This is a genomic window from Jejuibacter sp. L23 (genome assembly GCF_050815825.1).
Lineage (GTDB): Bacteria > Pseudomonadota > Gammaproteobacteria > Enterobacterales > Enterobacteriaceae > Jejubacter > Jejubacter calystegiae.
In genome coordinates this window covers 4082741-4102634 of record NZ_CP138199.1, presented here as the reverse complement: position 1 = coordinate 4102634, position 19894 = coordinate 4082741, and the positions used below count along the sequence as shown (strand labels likewise).

General features: G+C 55.4%; 24 protein-coding genes. 12 read left to right on the top strand and 12 right to left on the bottom strand.

Annotation, left to right across the window (positions count from 1 at the left end; all coding sequences use genetic code 11):
- Window positions 1–68 precede the first annotated feature (68 nt).
- The 3 genes from SCU88_RS19715 to SCU88_RS19705 all read left to right on the top strand — a co-directional run bounded on the left by SCU88_RS19715 (window position 69) and on the right by SCU88_RS19705 (window position 2296).
- A complete protein-coding gene (locus SCU88_RS19715) occupies window positions 69–1274 on the top strand; it encodes an MFS transporter (RefSeq protein ID WP_175340911.1) in 1206 nt (401 codons plus the stop codon).
- Between the two features lie 215 nt (window positions 1275–1489).
- Window positions 1490–1747 carry a sigma-S stabilization anti-adapter protein IraP gene (locus tag SCU88_RS19710; RefSeq protein ID WP_168198859.1) on the top strand — a complete coding sequence of 86 codons (258 nt, stop codon included), beginning with the start codon at window positions 1490–1492 and terminating at the stop codon, window positions 1745–1747.
- 234 nt (window positions 1748–1981) lie between these two features.
- Complete coding sequence (locus SCU88_RS19705) at window positions 1982–2296, top strand: PsiF family protein (protein ID WP_138099320.1); 315 nt, start codon at window positions 1982–1984, stop codon at window positions 2294–2296.
- Window positions 2297–2357: 61 nt separating this feature from the next.
- Here the strand turns inward: SCU88_RS19705 and proC are convergent, their stop codons facing one another.
- Window positions 2358–3167 (bottom strand): pyrroline-5-carboxylate reductase, encoded by an 810-nt coding sequence (gene proC, locus SCU88_RS19700; RefSeq protein ID WP_138099040.1) that lies wholly within the window; start codon window positions 3165–3167, stop codon window positions 2358–2360.
- A 136-nt stretch (window positions 3168–3303) separates the two neighbouring features.
- Here proC and SCU88_RS19695 point away from each other — a divergent pair, with 136 nt between their 5' ends.
- The gene (locus tag SCU88_RS19695) at window positions 3304–3756 is read left to right on the top strand and encodes a YaiI/YqxD family protein (RefSeq protein WP_138099039.1); all 453 of its coding nucleotides are present in this window, start codon (window positions 3304–3306) and stop codon (window positions 3754–3756) included.
- Here SCU88_RS19695 and SCU88_RS19690 read toward each other — a convergent pair.
- A complete protein-coding gene (locus SCU88_RS19690; RefSeq protein WP_175340910.1) occupies window positions 3753–4505 on the bottom strand; it encodes a DUF2076 family protein in 753 nt (250 codons plus the stop codon). The genes SCU88_RS19695 and SCU88_RS19690 overlap by 4 nt on opposite strands.
- 361 nt (window positions 4506–4866) lie before the next feature.
- On the opposite strand from SCU88_RS19690, the gene aroL reads away from it, so the two are divergent.
- From aroL to ppnP, 3 genes are all read left to right on the top strand, one after another.
- The gene (aroL, locus tag SCU88_RS19685; RefSeq protein ID WP_138099037.1) at window positions 4867–5391 is read left to right on the top strand and encodes a shikimate kinase AroL; all 525 of its coding nucleotides are present in this window, start codon (window positions 4867–4869) and stop codon (window positions 5389–5391) included.
- Window positions 5392–5624: 233 nt separating this feature from the next.
- Complete coding sequence (locus SCU88_RS19680; protein ID WP_175340909.1) at window positions 5625–6299, top strand: AroM family protein; 675 nt, start codon at window positions 5625–5627, stop codon at window positions 6297–6299.
- A gap of 63 nt (window positions 6300–6362) precedes the next feature.
- The gene (gene ppnP / locus SCU88_RS19675) at window positions 6363–6653 is read left to right on the top strand and encodes a pyrimidine/purine nucleoside phosphorylase (protein ID WP_138099035.1); all 291 of its coding nucleotides are present in this window, start codon (window positions 6363–6365) and stop codon (window positions 6651–6653) included.
- A gap of 72 nt (window positions 6654–6725) precedes the next feature.
- Here ppnP and proX read toward each other — a convergent pair whose 3' ends face one another.
- The 8 genes from proX to SCU88_RS19635 form a co-directional block, all read right to left on the bottom strand.
- Window positions 6726–7721: a glycine betaine/L-proline ABC transporter substrate-binding protein ProX gene (gene proX / locus SCU88_RS19670; protein WP_138099034.1), complete on the bottom strand. Its 996-nt coding sequence runs from the start codon at window positions 7719–7721 to the stop codon at window positions 6726–6728.
- A 55-nt stretch (window positions 7722–7776) separates the two neighbouring features.
- Complete coding sequence (gene proW, locus SCU88_RS19665; protein ID WP_138099033.1) at window positions 7777–8886, bottom strand: glycine betaine/L-proline ABC transporter permease ProW; 1110 nt, start codon at window positions 8884–8886, stop codon at window positions 7777–7779.
- Window positions 8879–10081 carry a glycine betaine/L-proline ABC transporter ATP-binding protein ProV gene (proV, locus tag SCU88_RS19660; RefSeq protein ID WP_175340908.1) on the bottom strand — a complete coding sequence of 401 codons (1203 nt, stop codon included), beginning with the start codon at window positions 10079–10081 and terminating at the stop codon, window positions 8879–8881. Before proV ends, proW begins: the two co-directional genes overlap by 8 nt.
- 364 nt (window positions 10082–10445) lie before the next feature.
- Window positions 10446–11408: a class 1b ribonucleoside-diphosphate reductase subunit beta gene (gene nrdF, locus SCU88_RS19655; RefSeq protein ID WP_175340907.1), complete on the bottom strand. Its 963-nt coding sequence runs from the start codon at window positions 11406–11408 to the stop codon at window positions 10446–10448.
- Between the two features lie 10 nt (window positions 11409–11418).
- Window positions 11419–13563: a class 1b ribonucleoside-diphosphate reductase subunit alpha gene (gene nrdE / locus SCU88_RS19650; RefSeq protein WP_175340906.1), complete on the bottom strand. Its 2145-nt coding sequence runs from the start codon at window positions 13561–13563 to the stop codon at window positions 11419–11421.
- Window positions 13536–13946 carry a class Ib ribonucleoside-diphosphate reductase assembly flavoprotein NrdI gene (gene nrdI, locus SCU88_RS19645; RefSeq protein ID WP_175340905.1) on the bottom strand — a complete coding sequence of 137 codons (411 nt, stop codon included), beginning with the start codon at window positions 13944–13946 and terminating at the stop codon, window positions 13536–13538. The genes nrdE and nrdI overlap by 28 nt, the downstream gene beginning before the upstream one ends.
- The gene (gene nrdH, locus SCU88_RS19640) at window positions 13943–14191 is read right to left on the bottom strand and encodes a glutaredoxin-like protein NrdH (protein ID WP_138099028.1); all 249 of its coding nucleotides are present in this window, start codon (window positions 14189–14191) and stop codon (window positions 13943–13945) included. The genes nrdI and nrdH overlap by 4 nt, the downstream gene beginning before the upstream one ends.
- Before the next feature lie 184 nt (window positions 14192–14375).
- The gene (locus SCU88_RS19635) at window positions 14376–14807 is read right to left on the bottom strand and encodes a carboxymuconolactone decarboxylase family protein (protein ID WP_138099027.1); all 432 of its coding nucleotides are present in this window, start codon (window positions 14805–14807) and stop codon (window positions 14376–14378) included.
- Window positions 14808–14881: 74 nt separating this feature from the next.
- Between SCU88_RS19635 and SCU88_RS19630 the strand changes: the two genes are divergently transcribed.
- Together SCU88_RS19630 and SCU88_RS19625 are read left to right on the top strand one after the other, a co-directional pair.
- Entirely contained in the window at window positions 14882–16243 is a 1362-nt protein-coding gene (locus tag SCU88_RS19630) for an aminotransferase class I/II-fold pyridoxal phosphate-dependent enzyme (protein WP_175340904.1), read from the top strand.
- 347 nt (window positions 16244–16590) lie between these two features.
- Window positions 16591–16926 (top strand): DUF2002 family protein, encoded by a 336-nt coding sequence (locus tag SCU88_RS19625; protein ID WP_138099025.1) that lies wholly within the window; start codon window positions 16591–16593, stop codon window positions 16924–16926.
- Between the two features lie 22 nt (window positions 16927–16948).
- On the opposite strand, the gene SCU88_RS19620 is transcribed toward SCU88_RS19625, so the two are convergent.
- Window positions 16949–17404 (bottom strand): L-alanine exporter AlaE, encoded by a 456-nt coding sequence (locus tag SCU88_RS19620; protein WP_421804689.1) that lies wholly within the window; start codon window positions 17402–17404, stop codon window positions 16949–16951.
- Window positions 17405–17961: 557 nt separating this feature from the next.
- Here SCU88_RS19620 and SCU88_RS19615 point away from each other — a divergent pair.
- Together SCU88_RS19615 and stpA are read left to right on the top strand one after the other, a co-directional pair.
- Window positions 17962–18117 (top strand): hypothetical protein, encoded by a 156-nt coding sequence (locus tag SCU88_RS19615; protein ID WP_168198858.1) that lies wholly within the window; start codon window positions 17962–17964, stop codon window positions 18115–18117.
- A 26-nt stretch (window positions 18118–18143) separates the two neighbouring features.
- Entirely contained in the window at window positions 18144–18539 is a 396-nt protein-coding gene (stpA, locus tag SCU88_RS19610) for a DNA-binding protein StpA (RefSeq protein WP_138099024.1), read from the top strand.
- Between the two features lie 38 nt (window positions 18540–18577).
- Here stpA and SCU88_RS19605 read toward each other — a convergent pair whose 3' ends face one another.
- Window positions 18578–18757: a hypothetical protein gene (locus SCU88_RS19605; protein ID WP_138099318.1), complete on the bottom strand. Its 180-nt coding sequence runs from the start codon at window positions 18755–18757 to the stop codon at window positions 18578–18580.
- Between the two features lie 219 nt (window positions 18758–18976).
- Here SCU88_RS19605 and lpxO point away from each other — a divergent pair, with 219 nt between their 5' ends.
- Window positions 18977–19879 carry a lipid A hydroxylase LpxO gene (gene lpxO, locus SCU88_RS19600; RefSeq protein ID WP_138099023.1) on the top strand — a complete coding sequence of 301 codons (903 nt, stop codon included), beginning with the start codon at window positions 18977–18979 and terminating at the stop codon, window positions 19877–19879.
- The last annotated feature ends 15 nt before the right edge of the window (window positions 19880–19894 follow it).

The following is a 19894-nucleotide window of genomic DNA, read 5'->3' as shown; positions in this document are numbered from 1 at the left end:
GGGTGCGCTTTCTGCTACGCTTTTATCTCTTTTTGATTGACGTTTGACTTGCTGAGTAACTCCCCCTGATGGAAAAGTGGAAGATCAACCTAATATCGGTCTGGTTCGGCTGTTTCTTCACCGGCCTGGCCATCAGCCAGATTCTGCCGTTTCTGCCACTTTACGTCGCCCAATTAGGAGTGACTTCCCACGAAGCGCTATCCCTCTGGTCCGGTCTGACATTCAGCATCACTTTTCTGGTTTCGGCTATCGTCTCGCCTATGTGGGGGAGCCTGGCGGATCGTAAAGGGCGCAAACTGATGCTGCTGCGCGCCTCCGCCGGTATGGCGGTAGCGATTCTGCTACAGGCCTTTGCCAGTAACGTCTGGCAGCTGTTCCTGCTGCGTGGTTTGATGGGGCTGACTTCCGGTTATATTCCTAATGCGATGGCGCTGGTGGCATCACAGGTCCCGCGCGATCGCAGCGGTTGGGCGTTAAGTACGCTTTCTACGGCCCAGATTAGCGGCGTGATCGCCGGGCCGCTGCTGGGGGGCTTTATGGCTGACCATCTGGGGTTACGCACCGTCTTTCTGGTGACGGCCGGGCTGCTGATGGTGAGTTTTACCGTGACGCTGTTGCTGATTCATGAAGGGGCCCGCCCGGCCCAGGCAAAGAATGAACGCCTGAGCGGTAAGGCGGTGTTTGCGTCGTTGCCTTATCCGAAGCTGATTATTAGCCTGTTTGTGACCACCATGGTGATTCAGTTGTGTAACGGCTCTGTAGGGCCGATTCTGGCGCTGTTTATTAAAGATATGGCGCCGGACAGCAACAATATCGCCTTTATGAGCGGTCTGATCGCTGCGGTGCCCGGCATCTCGGCGCTGATTTCCGCGCCGCGTCTGGGGCGGTTGGGGGATCGTATCGGTACCTCCCGTATACTGGTGGCGACCCTGGCGGCGGCGGTGGTGCTTTTCTTCGCCATGTCATTTGTCACTTCCCCTGTGCAATTGGCGGTGCTGCGTTTTCTGTTGGGATTTGCCGATGGCGCTATGCTGCCCGCGGTGCAGACGCTGCTGGTCAGAAATGTCAGCGAGCAGGTGACCGGGCGTATTTTTGGTTATAACCAGTCCTTTATGTACCTGGGAAATGTCGTAGGGCCGCTTATGGGGGCCGGAGTATCGGCAATGGCGGGCTATCGCTGGGTGTTTATCGCCACGGCGCTGGTAGTGTTAGTTAATCTGTGGCATCTGGGGCGAACGCTGAAGCAGCAGAAGGCGGCATCAAAAACAATATAAGATTATTGTTAACTGATATATAAACTGCACATTTATTTCCTGACTAAAATGGTCGGTAATTGTGAACTGCGACAGTAAAAACGTTTCGCTGCCGCGGATTCTTTGCAGTTTCGCACATTCTCTCACCGACCTGAAAAAAATATGCTATCCGCCTCTGGGATTTATCCTGCATGAGTGTTAAGTTGGTGTTAAAGAATCCTCGTGGGAATCATCTCATGAAAAACTTAATTGCCGAGCTATTGGTTAATCTGGCTGAAAAAGAGGCCCAGACCAACGATATCGCTGCCCGTCTTGGGGCGCTTGAAGTGGTTGTTACTGCGCTACTGGGGGGGCTTGACGCTCCGCAACGACAGGCGCTGGTGGATAATGTCGAGACGGAAGTCGATCGCTACCGGAAAAACATGAATGCAAACGTTTACACGCCGGAATTATTGCAGCATCACCTGCAAAGACTACTCAGCCAGGCATCCTGAACCAGCCTAATTAATCGCTCTCCGCTGTCATAATATCGTCACCTGCTATTTCTATCATGATCCGGTTTTATTTCGTAAACACCGGATTCGGCAATGTGGCGTGCTGGTTATTGTTGGTGCATTTTCAGGATAATGTTGAACATGTGAAACGATCAGGGCTGTAATCTCTTTTCCCTGGCTTTTTTCTTAATGTCGGGCCACTATTTAGCGCGCACAATAAAAAAGGATCGCATGATGAAAAAATTGTTTATGGCAATGGTCGTTATTGGTATGGCCTGTGGCGCCAGCGTGCAGGCTGCGGAAAAGCAGGCGACGCCGCAACAGCAGCGGATGACCGTCTGTAATCAGCAGGCGGGCGCGAAAAGTCTGAAAGGCGATGAGCGTAAAAGCTTTATGAGCAATTGCCTGAAAAAAGATGCAGCGCAGGCAGAGAAAAAACTTACGCCTCAGCAGGCTAAAATGAAGCGCTGTAACGCCGATGCCGCGAAGAAATCTCTGAGCGGCGATGCGCGCAAGAGTTTTATGAGTAACTGCCTGAAAAAGGCGTAATGCGTGAAGCATAACAGCGCGCCCCGGCGATAAACCGGGGCGTTTTTTATGGAAGCAGGTATCAGGACTTGCTCATCTGGCGGGATTTTGCCATGCACTGTTCCATCGCTTCGATAACGGCGGAGCGTAGTCCTTTCTGTTCCAGCACGCGGACCGCCTCAATAGTGGTGCCGCCCGGTGAGCACACCATATCCTTCAGCACGCCCGGATGTTCTCCGGTTTCCATCACCATTCGCGCCGATCCCATCACCGCCTGAGCAGCAAACTTATAGGCCTGAGCGCGGGGCATACCGCCGAGTACTGCGGCGTCGGCCATGGCTTCAATAAACATAAAGACGTAAGCTGGCGCCGATCCGCTCACGCCGACTACCGGGTGAATCATCTCTTCCGAAATCACCTCCGCCTGGCCGAAGCCGCGGAACAGATTTACCGCATCGGCGGTATCTTCCGGGGTAACCAGCGCATTCGGAGTGACAGAAGTCATACCGGCATTCACCAGCGCCGGGGTGTTCGGCATAGCGCGGATAATTTTGCGATCGTGGCCCAGGGCCATCGCCAGCTGATCGAGGGTGATACCCGCGGCGACAGAGATAACCAGAGAGTCTTTACTCAGGCTTGAGGCGATGTCGGTCAGCATCTTCAGCATGATATTGGGCTTTACGGCGGCGAACACGATATCGGCAATCTGAGCCACCTCCTGCGCGCTCTGGGCGCCGTTGATGCCGAACTGCTCGCGCAGGGCATCGACTTTTTCCTGCGTCGGCGTATAGACCCAGATCTGACCGGCGGAGACCAGGCCACTGGCGATAATGCCCCCCAGGATGGCCTTGCCCATGTTGCCGCAACCAATAAAACCGATTTTCTTATCCACAGCATCACTCCGTCATTTGTCTCTCAAGTAATGATAGAGTATCGCAGCTTGCCCTCCTGATGTAGGGGGAGGGCGCATAATGGGAAGACTGACGATTTTCCCCAATGGGTCATATCAGTGGAACGTGGAGTAGATAATGCAAATCTGGGTGGATGCGGATGCCTGTCCGAACGTAATTAAAGAGGTGCTGTACCGGGCGGCGATGCGGACGCAAATTCCCGTCACTCTGGTGGCGAATCAGGCGCTCAGGGTGCCCGCTTCCCCAATGATCCGCACCCTGCAGGTGGCGTCGGGCTTTGATGTGGCGGATAACGAAATTGTGCGCCGCTGCGCAGCCGGAGATCTGGTTATCACCGCTGATATCCCGCTGGCCGCCGAGGTGCTGGAAAAGGGGGCCGCAGCGCTTAACCCGCGCGGTGAACGCTACAGCCCGGCGACCATCCGTGAACGTCTGACGATGCGTGACTTTATGGAAACGCTGCGCAGTAGCGGCGTTCAAACCGGCGGACCGGCAACGCTCAGTCCGCGCGACCGCCAGCAGTTTGCCGCTGAACTGGACAAGTGGCTGCAGGCGGCCAGGAGGGGTTAGAGCCAGCTGTCGTCGTCACCGCCAAAGTCGCCGTCGCCGCCAAAATCGTCGCCGCCGAAGTTCATCCAGTCGCCGCCGTCATCCTGAGTGACACTGGCGTCCTGGAACGCGTCGTCGCCCCGATCGTTGTCGGCTGCGGAGTTGTCAGCCGCCGGGTTATCGGCTGTCGTGCTGGCGGCATCATTCGCCTGTGGCTCGGGCTCGTTAATGATGTTCACGATCTCCTGCGGCTGGGAATGCTGGAACATGCCGGTCAGCATATTACCCAGTACCACGCCGCCCGCCACGCCTGCCGCCGTCTGTAGGGCGCCAGCCATAAAGCCGCCGCCGCGAGTCGCCTGAGGCGCTGCCGACTGGGCATAACCACCCGGTGCGGCACTCTGCTGGTACTGGCTGGTGCCGGGAATGGGGGCGCTACCACCATGAGGCGCGGCGCTGGCGGTTTGACGCGTCGGCGTGCTCTGCTGGCCGCCGCCGAACAGCCCGGCCAGGAAACCGCCACTGGCCGGTTTGGCCTGTTCCAGTTCGCGAACCTGAGATTCCAGCTCCTGAATTCGGGCATTGAGCTGTTTCACCGCCGCTTCCTGGATCAGGATAGTCTGCGCCATATAGTAGGGGGCGGCAGGCTGACGCTTCAGATGCTCATTAATCCGTGATTCGGCTGCTTCATCGCGTGCTGTGCTGTTATCCTGCGCCTGCTGCAGACGATCAAAAAGCCCATCGATCAGGCGTTGTTCTTCAGATTGCATAGTTTCCTGGCTCCATCATTCTCAATACGGTTACCAGTTTGCCGTAAAATGGCGAGCTGTAAACGGGAATCCGGGTAAAGGTTTGCGGAAATATGTTAACGGACATCTCATTCTTATCTGGCAGGAAAAGGTTGAGCACGATGGCCACTTTCGGTAAGGTGGGGCTGCTATTTGGTACATAAAGTTTACAGTTGATAAATACGTTAGACTTTTCTGGTTATCAGACGCGTACCGTTAACGTTGCACTGTATTATTTACGTTACACTTTTCTCTGTACTAGCCAGCTGATATGATCCCAGTTTCGACCCCCAGTCACAAACCTGGACCGACAAGGACGACGGAGAGAGAGGATTTTCCACCCATGACACAACCCCTGTTTTTAGTCGGCGCACGTGGCTGCGGTAAAACCACGGTTGGCGGCGAGCTGGCGCAGGCCCTTAACTATCGCTTTGCCGATACCGATCACTGGCTGCAACAGAATGCCGGAATGAACGTAGCGCAGATTGTGGAAGGTGAAGGGTGGGCCGGTTTTCGCCAGCGGGAATCCCAGGCTCTGCAGGCCGTAACGGCCCCCGAACAGGTGATCGCGACCGGTGGCGGTATGGTGCTGGCTGACCATAATCGTCGCTTTATGCGCGAACGCGGCGTGGTTATCTATTTAGAGGCGTCGGTGGCCGAACTGGCCAGAAGGCTGGAGGCTTTCCCGGAAGAGGGGCAGCGGCCAACCCTGACCGGCCGTGGGATTAGCGATGAAGTGGCCGAGGTCCTGGCAGCCCGCGATGCCCTGTACCGCGAAGCTGCCCATCACGTGGTGGATGCCAGCCTTCCGCCGCAGCAGGTGGTGACGCAGATTCTGTGCGCGCTGCGACTGGCAGATGCTTGCTAGTTTCCTGACTTCCCGTGTGCGGTGTCCCGCCGCACATTAATTATTCCTTTTGCTCATCGTTTTTACCTGTGACTTCATGGGATTAAAGCGCAACGGTTGACATTTCGTTAATCTTTTTAACGAAACATTTCCCGTAACGTGCCAGGCTTGTGGTTAATTTATAATCGACCGTTGGCACGTGCGCGCTGGCGGCCGTATCCGAAAAGTAGTGGTTGGCAAAAAAGGCGAGCAAGATGAACACATCCCTGGCGATTGTCACCGCCGGCGTCGTGCCGGTGGGTGAAGTCATGCCACTTTTAACCGAACATATCACTGAACAACAAATTACGCATATCAGTCTGTTAGGGCGGCTGACCCGCGAAGAGGCACTGGAGGATTACGGCGCCGCCCCGGGTGAAGAGACCGTGCTGGCGCTGCTCAGGGATGGCGAACTGGTACAGCTCTCACTCACTAAGGTCGAACTGGCGCTACAGGGGATGATCGAGCTCCTGGATAACCAGGACTATGACGTCATTCTGGTACTGGGGAATGGCCGCTACACCCGGCTTAGCACCCGCAATGCGATGCTGCTGGTGCCTGACCGACTGATCCCGCCGCTGGTGGCCTCGATCGTAGAAGGGCATCAGGTGGGGATCCTGCTGCCAACGCCGGAGCTGCTCTCGTTCCAGCAGAAAAAGTGGCGGGAGCTGGGGAATTCGCCCCTGTATACCCCCGCGGCTTCTCTGAGCGATGACAGCGCCCTGGTCGGCGCAGGAAGGGAGCTGGTACAGCGTGGAGCCGATGTGCTGGTGCTCGACAGCCTGGGTTTTCATCAGCATCATCGCGACCTGCTACAGCGGGCGCTGGATGTGCCGGTGCTGCTGTCGCATATGCTACTGGCGCGTCTGACTTCGGAGCTGTTGGTTTAAGCGCTGTGGCGGGGATTGCCGCTGGCAACTATAGTCTTCCCAGAGGGCAACGGGGGAGGCCTTATGCTTAACAGCAATGATTATCTGTTGGGGAAAGTGAAATCCATCGGCTTTACTAGCGCCAGCGCCGGACAGGCCTGTGTGGGGGTGATGTCGGTAGGGGAATATACCTTCGATACCGCGCAGCCGGAAGAGTTTACCGTGGTCAGCGGCGCGTTAAAGGTGCTGCTGCCTGGCGAGGCGGCCTGGAAAACCTTTAGCTCCGGCTCGGTTTTCACCGTACCGGCGCAGAGCGGTTTCCATCTGCAGGTGGCGGAGCCGGTGGCTTATCTGTGCCGCTATCTGGTGCGATGATCGTGAAACTATGCTCACGCGATAACGCCCGCGACCATTACGAACGCGGGCGTTTTTGCAATCAGCTATCCGTTACTTCTGGGCAGCCAGCGCCTGTTTGATCCAGCCGTCGAACTGCGCCTGATGGGCTTTGATCCAGCCATCGACGTGGTTATTGATATCCGCTTCGGATGATTTACCGTCATGCATCATCGCGTTCTGGGCGTTGATATCGGCCAGCGGCAGCTTCATGATGGCGAACAGTTTTGCCGCAGCCGGGTTCTTCGCGGCCCATGCCTTATTGGCGACGATATGCATCACGTTCACCGGGAAGCCGTAGTTGGTGCCGTTCGGTAGTTTGGTATCGATATCTTTCTGCTCGCCAGGCATTGAGGAGAAAGGCACCTGCAGCCAGACCACGTCTTTGCCCGGCTTCATCACATCACTGACCCAGTACGGCGTCCAGGTGTAGTACAGAATCGGCTTGCCCTCTTTGTGGCGGGTGATGGTATCCGCCATCATCGCCGCATAGTTGCCCTGATTATGGGTCACGGTTTTTTCCAGACCGAAGGCCTTAAGCTGATGGTTGATCACCGTTTCACAGCCCCAGCCCGGGTTACAGCCGGTCATATCCGCCTTGCCGTCACCGTTAGAGTCGAACAGTTTGGCGATTTTGGGGTCTTTAAGCTGATCGATACTCTTGATCTTGTACTTATCGGCGGTCTTTTTATCGATCAGATAGCCCTGGGCTGCGCCGGTTACAAAGGTGCCTTCGCGGTAGAACTTGTTATCGCCGCCGGCGGCCTTGTACATATCATCGTGCAGGGGCTGCCAGTTGGTGGCCAGGAAGGTGGCATCGCCAGAGGCAATGGAAGTGTAGGCGACGTTGTAATCCACTTCGCCCGGTTTATCGACGGTATAACCCAGTTTTTCCAGCGCGCGGCTGACCAGTAGGGTCTGGAAAGTCTCTTCGGTAATGGTGCTCTGCACCGGTTTTACAGTGATTCCTTTGCCCGGTAGGGCGTCGGCAAAGGCGCTGGTAGAGACCAGTGTGGCAAAGGCTGTGGCAAACAGGACAGAATGTTTCATCGTTATTCCTTTTGTTTGTGGGAGCAGGGCAGGCGGCTGCGAAGCCGCCCGACGCTTATTTGGTGAAGGGACGCATCAGAAGACCCACCGGACCAGAATGATACCAGTGGCGGCTGCCGCGGCTGCGGGCATCGCGGCCGATGGACTGGGTCAGTCGGTCGAGGATAATCGCGAGGATCACGATCCCTACGCCGCCCACCGAGGCAAGACCCATATCCAGTCGGCCGATCCCCCGCAGTACCATCTGACCCAGACCGCCAACGGCAATCATTGAGGCAATCACCACCATCGACAGCGCCAGCATCAGGGTCTGGTTAACCCCGGCCATAATGGTGGGCATCGCCAGCGGCAGCTGAACCTTAAACAGCATCTGACGCGGGCTGGAACCAAAAGATCGCGCGGCTTCGATCAGATCTTCAGGCACCTGGTTAATCCCCAGGATCGTCAGACGCACGATGGGGGGCAGGGCGAAGATAATGGTCACCACCACCCCGGGCACGTTGCCGATACCGAACAGCATGACGATCGGTACCAGATAGACGAAGGCTGGCGTGGTCTGCATGGCGTCGAGTATCGGGCGCACGATCTTCGCGGTTCGGGGGCTACGCGCCAGCCAGATCCCAAGTGGCAGACCTATCACCACGCAGAACAGCAACGCGGTCAGCACCAGCGCCAGGGTGATCATCGCCTGGGACCAGGCGCCGATGGCGCCGATGACGATCAGCGACACCAGGGTCGCCACCCCCATGCTCAGGCTCGACATCTGCCAGGCGATCAGGGCGAAAATCAGAATCGCCACTGGCGCCGGCATGCCCAGCAGCATTTGCTGGAAGGCGTTCAGGATATAGTCCACCGGTACGCGGATCCCCTGGAACAGCGGGCGGAAGTGGGTGACTATCCAGTCGATGGCGGTGGTGACCCAACTGTCCAGCGGAATCAGCGTATGGTGGAACGGATCCATGATGTTGAAGTGTTCTGGTTGCGGCGCGGGGGCGCTGTTCAGCCAGTCGGCACCGCCGCCGCCGTCCTGCGGCGTCTGGGCCGGGGCGCCCCAGGCATCGGCGGCTGAACCGGCGTCTGCGCCGTTATTCGGCGCCTGGTTTGCGGCATCTGCGGCCTGGTTAGTCGTTTCGGCGCTACCCCATGGATTATTCTGTTCACTCATTGTTTGCTCCCTCCCGATCTAATGCCTGCAGCAGCATCCCCTTGGAGATGATGCCGATGTACTGCTGTGCCTCATCCACGACCGGTACCGCGCAGGGGGCCTGGCCGACGGGGGTGAGCAGCTCGCTGAGTGGCGTATCTGCCATCACGGGTTCCGGAGAGTCGAGCAGCGCCTCATCCAGTCCCTGTCCCGCCGCCAGCGCGCGTTTCAGGGAGTCGATAGAGACGATGCCAAGAAATTTCTGGCCGCGCTCGATGATGTAGCCGAACTCCAGAGCATCGTCCTGAAGCAGCTTCAGCGCCGAGCGGGGACCAAAACCGGTGGTCTTGCGCAGCAGGCCGCGCGGTGTCCGGCGGGCGATATCTTTGGCGCTAAAGACCTGGCTGATATCAACGCCGCGGAAGAAAGTGCGAACGTAATCGTTGGCCGGGTTGTTGAGGATCTCATCCGGTGTACCGACCTGAACCACCTCGCCGTTTTGCATAATGGCAATGCGATCGCCAATCCGCATCGCCTCATCAAGATCGTGGGAAATAAAGACCACGGTGCGCTGATGTTTAGCCTGGAGTTTGACTAATTCATCCTGCATTTCACTGCGAATTAAGGGATCGAGCGCCGAGAAAGCTTCGTCCATTAGCAGAATGTCGGGATTAATGGCCAGGGCGCGGGCCAGACCTACGCGCTGACGCATACCGCCGGAAAGTTCATCCGGGTATGCGTGCGCGTAATTTTCCAGTCCCACCTGGCGCAGGGCGTCGAGGGCTTTTTCCTGGCGCTCCTGCTGAGGGGCGCCGGCTAATTCCATACCGAATGCTGTATTATTCAGGACATTCATATGGGGCATTAGCGCAAAGGACTGGAAGACCATGGCGATTTTTTTTCTGCGCACCTCACGGAGTTCAGGTTCCGATATTCTGGCGATATCCACACCATCGATCAGTACCTGGCCGCGGGTGGGCTCTATCAGGCGATTGAGAAGGCGTACCATGGTGGATTTTCCCGATCCGGAAAGCCCCATAACGACGAAGATCTCGCCTTCTTCAATGGTCAGATTGGCGTCCTTAACGCCCAGTGAAAGCCCTGTTTTCTCTAAAAGTTGCTCTTTTGAGAAACCCTGGTCTATATATTTGAAGGCTCGTTGGGGATGTTCCCCAAATACCTTGTAAAGATTTTTGACTTCTAATTTAATTGCCATGCAAGAGCGTATTCCTGTTTTTATTTGAATATATTGAAATTCCTGGTGAAATAAAACTCAGGCTATACCCTAACATACTCAGATTCTGTGGCAACCCTCATATCCTGAGATGACTTTGCATGAGAATATGCTAATGGTTGTAAATTTACCGTGAGACAAGGGCTCGGAGTGGATAATCGATGAGGCTATTTTTGTGATGTGGTGCAGAAAATGGTCATTTTTCTGATGGAGAAATGAACACCATTTTTAAAGATAATTTTTGTAATAAGCAAATGCTTATAGTGTGTTTTTTTTTGGCCCGAATTCAAATAATTCGGGCGTTATTTTTTATTAATTGATCATTCAATTAAAGAATAAAGAGAGATTAAAAATCCCAGTCTTCATCTTCGGTGGCAACCGCTTTTCCCATCACATAGGAAGAGCCTGAACCGGAGAAAAAGTCGTGGTTTTCATCGGCATTGGGAGAGAGGGCGGCCATAATCGCCGGGTTGACTTCCGCCATTTCAGGCGGGAACAGCGCCTCATACCCCAGGTTCATCAGCGCCTTGTTGGCGTTGTAGCACAGGAACGATTTTACCTCTTCTTCCCAACCGGAATCGCCATACAGCGCTTCGGTATAGGTAAGCTCGTTTTCGTACAGCGCCATCATCAACTCAAGGGCGAAATTGCGTAGATCATCGCGCTGTTCCTGGGTCACGCTCTCCAGCCCCTTCTGATACTTATAGCCGATGTAATAACCATGTACCGCCTCGTCACGAATGATCAGGCGGATAAGATCGGCGGTGTTGGTGAGTTTGCCGCGGCTCGACCAGTACATCGGCAACCAGAAGCCGGAATAGAACAGGAACGACTCCAGAAATACGCTGGCGATTTTTTTCTTTAACGGACAGTGGCTTGCGTACTGTTCCAGGATAATACGCGCTTTATTCTGCAGCGCCTCATTCTCTTCGCTCCAGGCGTAAGCGGCATCCACTTCCCGGGTCTGGCACAGGGTGGAAAAGATAGAGCTGTATGAGCGGGCGTGGACCGCCTCCATAAAGCTGATATTGGAAAATACCGCCTCTTCATGAGGGGTGAGGGCATCTTCCATCAGCGCGGGGGCGCCAATGGTGTTCTGAATGGTGTCCAGCAGCGTCAGGCCGGTAAAGACCCGAATCGTTAGCTGCTGTTCGGCGGGACTCAGGCTCTGCCAGGCGGTGATATCGTTAGATAGCGGTACCTTTTCCGGCAGCCAGAAATTGCTGGTTAGCCGGTTCCAGACCTCGAGATCCTTAGCGTCCTGAATTTTGTTCCAGTTGATGGCGGAAACCCGGGTTAAATGTCTCATTAGTGATTCCTTACAGCGCGCAGGAGACGCAGCCTTCGACCTCGGTGCCCTCCAGCGCCATCTGGCGCAGGCGGATGTAGTACAGCGTTTTAATGCCTTTCTTCCAGGCATAGATCTGGGCCCGGTTAATGTCACGGGTGGTGGCGGTATCCGGGAAGAACAGCGTCAGCGACAGCCCCTGATCCACATGACGGGTGGCTTCGGCATAGGTGTCGATGATTTTTTCCGGGCCGATTTCATAGGCGTCCTGCCACAGGGCCTGGTTTTCATTGGTCATAAAGGGGGCCGGATAGTAGACGCGACCGGTCTTGCCCTCTTTACGAATCTCAATGCGCGACACAATGGGGTGAATGCTGGACGTCGCGTGATTGATGTAAGAGATAGAGCCCGTGGGGGGAATCGCCTGTAAATTCTGGTTATACAGCCCCCATGTCATGACATCGTCGCGTAGCTGCTGCCACATTTCCCGGGTGGGGAGGGTAATACCGGCCCGGGCAAACAGCGCCGCCACCTTTTCGGTCTTCGGCTGCCAGCGCTGTTCCAGATAGGGGCGGAACCAGTCGCCGCTGGCATAGCGGGAAGACTCGAACCCGGCAAAGCGCTGGCTGCGCTCTCTGGCCAGTTGGTTAGAGGCCCGCAGGGCGTGCCAGGTGATGGTGTAGAAGTAGATATTGGTGAAATCCAGCCCCTCTTCAGAGCCGTAGGCGATGCCTTCCCGGGCCAGATAGCCGTGCAGGTTCATCTGCCCCAGACCAATGGCGTGGGAAGCCGCATTACCTGCCTCGATGGAAGGCACAGAGTGAATATGGCTCATATCGGAGACTGCGCTCAGGCCGCGCACCGCCGTTTCTACCGTCAGGCCGAAGTCAGGCGAATCCATGGTATGGGCGATATTCAGCGATCCCAGGTTGCAGGAGATATCGCGCCCCACCTTGCTGTAGCTAAGATCGTCGCGATATTCGCTGGCGGCGTTCACCTGCAAAATTTCAGAGCAGAGATTGCTCATATTAATGTGACCGGCGATGGGGTTGGCGCGGTTCACCGTGTCCTCATACATGATGTAGGGATAGCCGGATTCAAACTGGATTTCCGCCAGAGTCTGGAAGAAGGTGCGAGCGCTGATAGTCTTACGACGCACCCGGCTGTCGGCCAGCAGCTGGTCGTACATTGCCGAAATGCTGATATCCCCGAACGCCTTACCGTACAGGCGTTCTACATCATAAGGAGAAAACAGCGCCATTTGCCGGTTTTCCTTCGCCAGACGGAAGGTGATATCGGGGATCACCACCCCCAATGACAGGGTTTTGATGCGGATCTTCTCGTCGGCGTTTTCGCGTTTGGTATCCAGAAAGCGCAGGATGTCCGGGTGGTGAGCATGGAGCCAGACGGCTCCAGCCCCCTGGCGGGCACCGAGCTGATTAGCGTAGGAGAAGGCATCTTCCAGCATCTTCATCACCGGAATCACGCCCGACGACTGGTTTTCGATCCGCTTAATGGGAGCACCCGACTCGCGCAGATTCGACAGCAAAAATGCCACGCCGCCGCCGCGTTTGGAAAGCTGAAGCGCCGAATTTACGGCGCGACCGATGGACTCCATATTATCTTCGATGCGCAGCAGAAAGCAGGAGACCATCTCGCCGCGCTGCTGTTTGCCCGCATTGAGGAAGGTCGGGGTCGCTGGCTGGAAACGGCCGCTCAGTATTTCGTCCGTCAGCTGGCGCGCCAGGCGTTCATCGCCCTGAGCCAGGGTCAGGGCGACCATACAGGCCCGATCCGCAAAATGTTCCAGATACTGGCTGCCATCGAAGCTCTTCAGCGCGTAGCTATTATAGAACTTCCAGGCGCCGAGGAAGGTGCTGAAACGGTAGCCGCTGGCGTGGGCCTGCTCCAGCAGTTCAACCAGAAAGGCGCGTGAGTAACGCTCAACCACCTGGGCTTCGTAATAGCCTTCCTCCACCAGGGTGGTTAGCCGTGTGTTGGTATCCGGGAAGCGACGAGTGTTGGGCTCAACGTGCTGGTGCAGGTAGCTGTCTACTGCCAGATGGTCTTTGTCGAACTGAATGTGCCCCTGCTCATCATAGAGATTGAGCATCGCGTTCAGGGCGTGCCAGTCAGGCATTTCCGGAGTTACAGAGAGGGGGTCTGTTGTCGCCAAAATTCGGTTACTCCCTTACGCACGTTGTCGATATCTTGTGGGGTTCCCAGCAGCTCGAAGCGGTAGAGCAGGGGAACGTGGCATTTTCGGGCGATGATGTCGCCCGCCAGGCAATAAGCTTTGCCAAAATTGCGATTGCCAGCGGCAATCACGCCGCGCAGCAGCGCGCGATTATGTTCGTTATTCAGAAACAGGATAACCGGGCGGGGAACGGCGCCTTTAGAGCCGCCGCCGCCGTATGTCGGGGTGACCAGGATGTAGGGTTCGCTGACGCACAGAGGCTGCGCTTCATCCACCGGTATGCGCAGCGCCGGTAATCCAAGGCGCTGGATAAAGCGGTGGGTGTTCTCCGATGTACTGGAGAAGTAAACCAGCCGGGTCATGCGCCCGCCGCGCTGTTCACTGGCATCCGCAGTCGGTTGATCATATCGGGGCGGAATCCGCACCAGCTTTCGCTATCGGTGACTACCACTGGCAGCTGGCGATAGCCCTGGCTGCGTAGGCCGTCTGCCATCTCGGGATGCTGGTCCAGGTTAATCAGCTCAAAGTCGAAACCGCGGCTCTCCATAGCGCGCTTCGTCGCGTGGCACTGCACGCAGTTATTACGAGTGTAAATAGTAATGCGCATGATTCGTATTTCCATTTAAAATGACAAGGCGGCGACGTTTAGGTCGTCAGGATCGTCTGTTGTCTGATGGGTAAATACTAGATGTAGTTTGTAAAACTTTCAACCGCGCAATATATGGTATTTTAACCATAAAAAACGCCCCGTCCGGGGCGCTGTCGTTCCGTGCCTGAAACTGGCGCTGGCGCTACATTCTCATGCCGACGGCCAGACGATTGAAGGCGTTCATCAGGGCGATAGCGTGGGTCAGATCGCTGATTTCCTGGGGGCTAAAGTGCTGCTCCAGCGGATGATAAACCTCATCACCGGCACCGCTTTCCGCGATATGAGTGACCGCTTCAGCCCAGGCCAGCGCCGCCTGCTCTTTTTCACTAAAACGCTGGCTGACCCGCCAGCCGGCCAGTGCATCCAGTCTGGCCTGATCTTCGCCGCGTTTGCGCAGCGCGTTGCTGTGCATTTCAAGGCAGTATGCGCAGCCGTTAATCTGGGATACCCGCAGAAAGACCAGCTCGATTAAGCGGCCATCAAGCGGCCCTTTTTCCAGCGCCATCAGCGCCGCAACCATCTGTTTATTCACCTCTGCCGAAAGTTCGCGATAGGGCTGACGTAGTGTGCTCATCTTTTCCTCCTCAAGTGGTCCGGGGAAAATAACACTATAATGGTCTGTAAAAGAGAGCCAGAAAATGGATAAAAATGCAGACCAGAACTTCTTCCTCATTTGTACCGCGCTACCGGCAACTGGCGGAGCAGATTAGGCGTTCCATTGAAAGCGGAGAACTACCGCCCGGTTCCCGCCTGCCGTCCAGCCGCGTACTTGCTCAGGAGCAGGGCGTGTCACGAGCTACCGTGGAAAATGCACTGGGGGAGCTGGTGGCTCAGGGCTGGCTGGAACGCCGTAGCCGTTCGGGAACCTATGTCAGCGCGGCACTTTCCGCCCGGCCCGTCCGTCCCTTACAAAAAGGGGCAGATCGCCGCCATCCGGCGCCGCTGCCGTTCCAGCCTGGCCTTCCGGCGCTGGATGCTTTCCCCCGTGGGCTGTGGGCCAGGGTGATGGGCAGGCGCCTGCGTCAGCAGAGTCGCTTCGATCTGGCATTACCGGATCCCGCAGGAAATTGGGGGCTGCGGCAGGCTATTGCCGACTGGCTGCGTTTTTCGCGTAGTATCGACTGCCGTCCGGAACAGGTATTTATCGCCGCTGGCTACCCCATGGTGATGACGCTGCTGCTACGCGCTCTGGCTCGCCAGGGCGACGGTATCTGGGTGGAAGACCCCGGTTATCCTTTTATCCGCCCGGTGCTGGAGCAAAACGGATTACGGCTGAATCCGGTGCCGGTAGATGGGGAAGGGATGGTGATTGATGAAGCCATCCGCCGCTATCCCGGTGCCCGTTTTGCCCTGTTGACTCCAGCTCATCAGAGTCCGCTGGGCGTTGCACTTGCCGCCAGCCGCCGTCGCCAGCTGCTGGCCTGGGCAGTACAGCGTGATGCCTGGATAATCGAGGATGACTATGACAGTGAATTTCGCTATCAGGGGCGTCCGCTACCGCCTCTGAAGAGCCTGGATGCTCCCCGGCGCGTCATCTATGCAGGCACCTTCAGCAAGACGCTGTTTCCCGCTTTGCGCTGTGGCTGGCTGGTAGTGCCGGAAGAGGTGACGAACGCCTTTGCTGAACAGAGCGTGCTGACGCCCTGTTCCGTACCGCCGCTGATTCAGCTGGCCATCAGCGACTTTATCGGCGAAGGTCACTTCTGGCGCCACCTGAAAAAGATGCGCCAGATCTATACTCAGCGCCGCCGCTGGCTGGAACAGGCTCTGGCGGAACAGGGGTTTCCGGTCGTGCCTCAGGCCGGGGGGATCCAACTACTGATGCCGGTGACCGGGGACGATCGCACTGCCGCGGCCAGGGCTCGTGATGCCGGACTGGCGGTGGAGGCGCTGGGCGCATGGCGACTGGAAAGCCAGGGGGAAGGGGGATTGATCATGAGCTTTACCAATATTGCCAGCGCCCGCCACGCGGAAGAGCTGGCAGCGCGTTTGCATCGGGCATTGTTGTAAAAAATCCGGCTCCGCGAGCGGCTGGAAGAAAGAAGGGGTATTTCTCCGGGTTATGGCTTCCCCGAGTGATGAGCGGGAACCAGACAGGCCCGGACGCGCAGCGCTATACGTCGATCCACGATTGCTGAAAAATTCTGTTACCTTGCCGGGTTCCGGATCGCCCGCCAGCGGTGATTTTTTCTGCTACACCTGGTAAATCTCCCGGTCCGATTCCCGAGAAAAACGCCCGAATCTGCATTTTTGCCCCGGAGTGGGCCGCAGGGCATGGTTTGTGGATTATTCCGAAAGCGCATGCCGGGAGCATCATGTAAGGTTGCGCTGCGGTACAAAGATGACGAGGAAAAACTATGTATTTACGACCCGATGAGGTAGCGCGCGTACTGGAAAAAGCTGGCTTTACCATGGAGGCTGTGACCAACAAAGCCTATGGCTATCGCCGCGGTGACAACTTTGTTTATGTCAATCGCGAGGCGCGTATGGGACGTACCGCGTTGATTATCCACCCGGCCCTGAAAGAGCGCAGCCTGACGCTTGCCGACCCTGCCTCGGAAATCAAAACCTGCAATCACTATCATGAATTCCCGCTATGGCTGGGCGGCGATGCAGAAGAACACTACGGCATTCCTCACGGCTTCAGTTCACGCATTGCACTGGAACGCTATTTGTCCGGGCTGTTTGGCTAATACCGAAAATCCCCTTCAGAGATCAGGCGCTTGCCCTGATTCGCTCGTAGCCGGAAACCCGGAACAGGCGCCGACAGTAATCCAGAAAAAACCCGTATGCGGCGCCCATCAGCATGGAAACCACGATGTTGGAGCTGACAGCCGCGAGGATCTGCGCGGGCTCCGCCCCAACCGACCAGAGGATGGCAGCGTACACGGGCGACTGAAAGCTTACGTAGGCCAGCACATCGGCCAGGGTTTTCCCCCAGCGAGCGTTGGTTAGCCGCCGGGAAAAGCGGATAGCCGCATCACGCCACAGGCCGTAGGGCCAGGCGATGATGATATTGACCGGAATTGAGACCAGCCTGGACGACAGCGACTGCTCGAATGCCATTCCTGAAATAAAGATCTCGATCAGCATCCCCGTAACAAAGCACCAGACCACCATAGCGAAGGTGTCTGCGGCCGCATGGCGCAGATGCGACGTTTTAAATATCACGGGATCCTCTCTTTTTGGCGTCAATTGCTGTAAAAGCGCTTTTGTTATGGTTTTATCTTTTGCTTTAATGGGCTTTGTATAGGATATAGCACTATCTTTGCGGTGGGCAACCAGGTGAAAGTTTTTATTTCCGGGACTTTTAGTCACAAAATTTTTTGCGGAACCTCAAAAGGTGCTATTTACACCATTTTTGACGGTCTTCGTCAGGTAATTTCTTTAATATCAATTTGATGATGGATTCATAATTTCAGACTGCTTTTTCTGAACACCCCGGCAGACCGTTGATAAAATGATCGTAAATGTAGATTTATTGTGAACTAATGGTAAACGCCTGACTGTATCACCCGGAGGGGAGTGCGGATGATGTCCGGTGACTACTGCGATATTTCCGGCAGTCTTACGATCGTCATATTTATTATTGTTAAGCGAATTTTCCCGCGCCTGAAACGATATTTCTCTTCGCGCCAGGTAGCGTCCTTTCTGCGTTTTCAGCACGGAGCAGCAACGCTTGTCCACGGCGATATTCGAAGAATAACCTGAATCCAGAGGAGGTTAATATGACAGATGAATCTCATTGGGGTTTAAATAATATTCAGTTAGGTTACTATATATATCGTTATAGCGGCGTTGTTGTTGAAAGTTTATACGGTTGTGGGGCTGCGACTGGTAATATAATTTCCAATCCAGTACCTTATGACGCCGTTTATTTCTAATCCTTGCCTGATACTGTGGGAGATATATGTCTTTAACATTACAAAACCTCAATAACATCCGTACCCTGCGTGCTATGGCGCGCGAATTTTCTATTGAGCAGCTCGAAGAGATCCTGGAAAAATTCCGGATGGTGGCTGAAGAGCGCCGTGAGGAAGAGAGCTCTCGTCAGCAGGAGATTGCGGAACGTGAAGAGAAGTTAAAGACCTGGGTTGAACTGATGCAGGCCGACGGTATTGACCCGAATGAGTTGATTAAAGAGCTCGGCAGCGCCCCGCGTAAAAAGCGCGCCGCCCGTCCGGCGAAATATCGTTATACCGATCTGGACGGCAGCGAAAAAACCTGGACCGGTCAGGGCCGTACGCCGAAAGCTATCGCTCAGGCTATCGAATCCGGTAAGTCTCTGGACGACTTCCTGATCTGATAATACTCCTCTCCCGTATCGGGAGAGGAGTCGCTTATTTAACAGACGCCGAAATCACCCTCTTCCGTATAGGGGGTGACATCGGCGGCTTTCAGGGTAATCTTTTCTGCGTTTTCATCATTTGTCGCTACGCCGACCACCTGGTCGTCGTGAATTTCCACAATTTTCAGTTTCGGCCCGCCAGTGCGCGGCTGCACAATATCACCAATCTGGTACATCATTGTTCTCCTCTGTTTTGTGATAACGCTACTCTCCTGGTATAGCGTGACTGGCGAGATCTGTTTACTGTTTTATGCCATTCGTGCTGTAGAAATGCTACGAGTGTGTTACCAAAAGGTTTTTGAAGATATGATATTTGCGCTTAACTGAGCCATTTAGAGCCTGTTAGCAGGGATTATAACGCTGGCTTGTAACTGAACGACTTTGGCGAATTAACAATGAAGTATGTCATCCTGCTCATTTTTATTGTCTCTGTTCTGTATGTTCATTATCGGGGACGCGTCCGTTATAAATTCTGGCGCCAGCTATCCGATCACTCCACATTTACTGCACCGCTAAACGGGTTTATGTATCTTTTCTCCCGGGTGCCGACTACGCCTTATCTACCACTGGAAACCTTTCCGGAACTTAAAACATTACAGGATAACTGGCAGGAGATTCGTGAAGAGGGTCAGCAACTGATGGCGCTCCAGGAGATTAAAGCTTCTGACAAATATAACGATGCTGGATTTAACTCATTTTTTAAAACCGGCTGGAAACGCTTCTATCTGAAGTGGTATGAAGAGGCTCATCCTTCGGCGCATCAGCTGTGCCCGAAAACCACTGCGCTGCTAAAGACGATACCCTCCATTAAGGCAGCCATGTTCGCGACGCTACCGGACGGTAGCCGTCTGCCGCGTCACCGCGATCCTTATGCCGGTTCCCTGCGTTACCATTTGGGACTGGCGACGCCCAATGACGATCGTTGTTTTATTGAGGTGGACGGTAAATGCTACAGCTGGCGCGATGGGGAAGGGGTGCTGTTCGATGAAACCTATATCCACTATGCGGAAAACACCAGTGGGGAAAACCGCCTTATTCTGTTCTGCGATGTAGAGCGCCCCATGCGCTACCGCTGGACACAGGCCGTTAACCACTGGCTGGGGCGCAATCTGATGAGCGCAGCAGTGGCACCCAACAGTGATAGCGACCGGGTAGGGGGAATTAACCGCGCCTTTAAATATATTTATTCGATACGGCGGGTGGGCAAACGTCTGAAGAAGTGGAACAAGCCGGTCTATTATCTTATTAAGTGGTTGCTGTTTGGTGGTATCGCCGCGCTGATTTGGTGGGCGCTCTAATCCTCTGGCAGGCCA

Excerpts from the sequence above, each read along its gene's own strand:
- ppnP (WP_138099035.1), top strand. The coding sequence starts at position 6,363 with ATGCTTAACAGCAATGATTATCTGTTGGGGAAAGTGAAATCCATCGGC.
- SCU88_RS19635 (WP_138099027.1), bottom strand. The coding sequence starts at position 14,807 with ATGAGCACACTACGTCAGCCCTATCGCGAACTTTCGGCAGAGGTGAAT.
- proX (WP_138099034.1), bottom strand. The coding sequence starts at position 7,721 with ATGAAACATTCTGTCCTGTTTGCCACAGCCTTTGCCACACTGGTCTCT.
- lpxO (WP_138099023.1), top strand. The coding sequence starts at position 18,977 with ATGAAGTATGTCATCCTGCTCATTTTTATTGTCTCTGTTCTGTATGTT.
- nrdH (WP_138099028.1), bottom strand. The coding sequence starts at position 14,191 with ATGCGCATTACTATTTACACTCGTAATAACTGCGTGCAGTGCCACGCG.
- SCU88_RS19630 (WP_175340904.1), top strand. The coding sequence starts at position 14,882 with ATGCAGACCAGAACTTCTTCCTCATTTGTACCGCGCTACCGGCAACTG.
- nrdI (WP_175340905.1), bottom strand. The coding sequence starts at position 13,946 with ATGACCCGGCTGGTTTACTTCTCCAGTACATCGGAGAACACCCACCGC.
- SCU88_RS19695 (WP_138099039.1), top strand. The coding sequence starts at position 3,304 with ATGCAAATCTGGGTGGATGCGGATGCCTGTCCGAACGTAATTAAAGAG.
- SCU88_RS19625 (WP_138099025.1), top strand. The coding sequence starts at position 16,591 with ATGTATTTACGACCCGATGAGGTAGCGCGCGTACTGGAAAAAGCTGGC.
- SCU88_RS19715 (WP_175340911.1), top strand. The coding sequence starts at position 69 with ATGGAAAAGTGGAAGATCAACCTAATATCGGTCTGGTTCGGCTGTTTC.
- aroL (WP_138099037.1), top strand. The coding sequence starts at position 4,867 with ATGACACAACCCCTGTTTTTAGTCGGCGCACGTGGCTGCGGTAAAACC.
- SCU88_RS19690 (WP_175340910.1), bottom strand. The coding sequence starts at position 4,505 with ATGCAATCTGAAGAACAACGCCTGATCGATGGGCTTTTTGATCGTCTG.
- SCU88_RS19705 (WP_138099320.1), top strand. The coding sequence starts at position 1,982 with ATGAAAAAATTGTTTATGGCAATGGTCGTTATTGGTATGGCCTGTGGC.
- SCU88_RS19615 (WP_168198858.1), top strand. The coding sequence starts at position 17,962 with ATGACAGATGAATCTCATTGGGGTTTAAATAATATTCAGTTAGGTTAC.
- proV (WP_175340908.1), bottom strand. The coding sequence starts at position 10,081 with ATGGCAATTAAATTAGAAGTCAAAAATCTTTACAAGGTATTTGGGGAA.
- SCU88_RS19605 (WP_138099318.1), bottom strand. The coding sequence starts at position 18,757 with ATGTACCAGATTGGTGATATTGTGCAGCCGCGCACTGGCGGGCCGAAA.
- proW (WP_138099033.1), bottom strand. The coding sequence starts at position 8,886 with ATGAGTGAACAGAATAATCCATGGGGTAGCGCCGAAACGACTAACCAG.
- SCU88_RS19710 (WP_168198859.1), top strand. The coding sequence starts at position 1,490 with ATGAAAAACTTAATTGCCGAGCTATTGGTTAATCTGGCTGAAAAAGAG.
- SCU88_RS19680 (WP_175340909.1), top strand. The coding sequence starts at position 5,625 with ATGAACACATCCCTGGCGATTGTCACCGCCGGCGTCGTGCCGGTGGGT.
- nrdF (WP_175340907.1), bottom strand. The coding sequence starts at position 11,408 with ATGAGACATTTAACCCGGGTTTCCGCCATCAACTGGAACAAAATTCAG.
- stpA (WP_138099024.1), top strand. The coding sequence starts at position 18,144 with ATGTCTTTAACATTACAAAACCTCAATAACATCCGTACCCTGCGTGCT.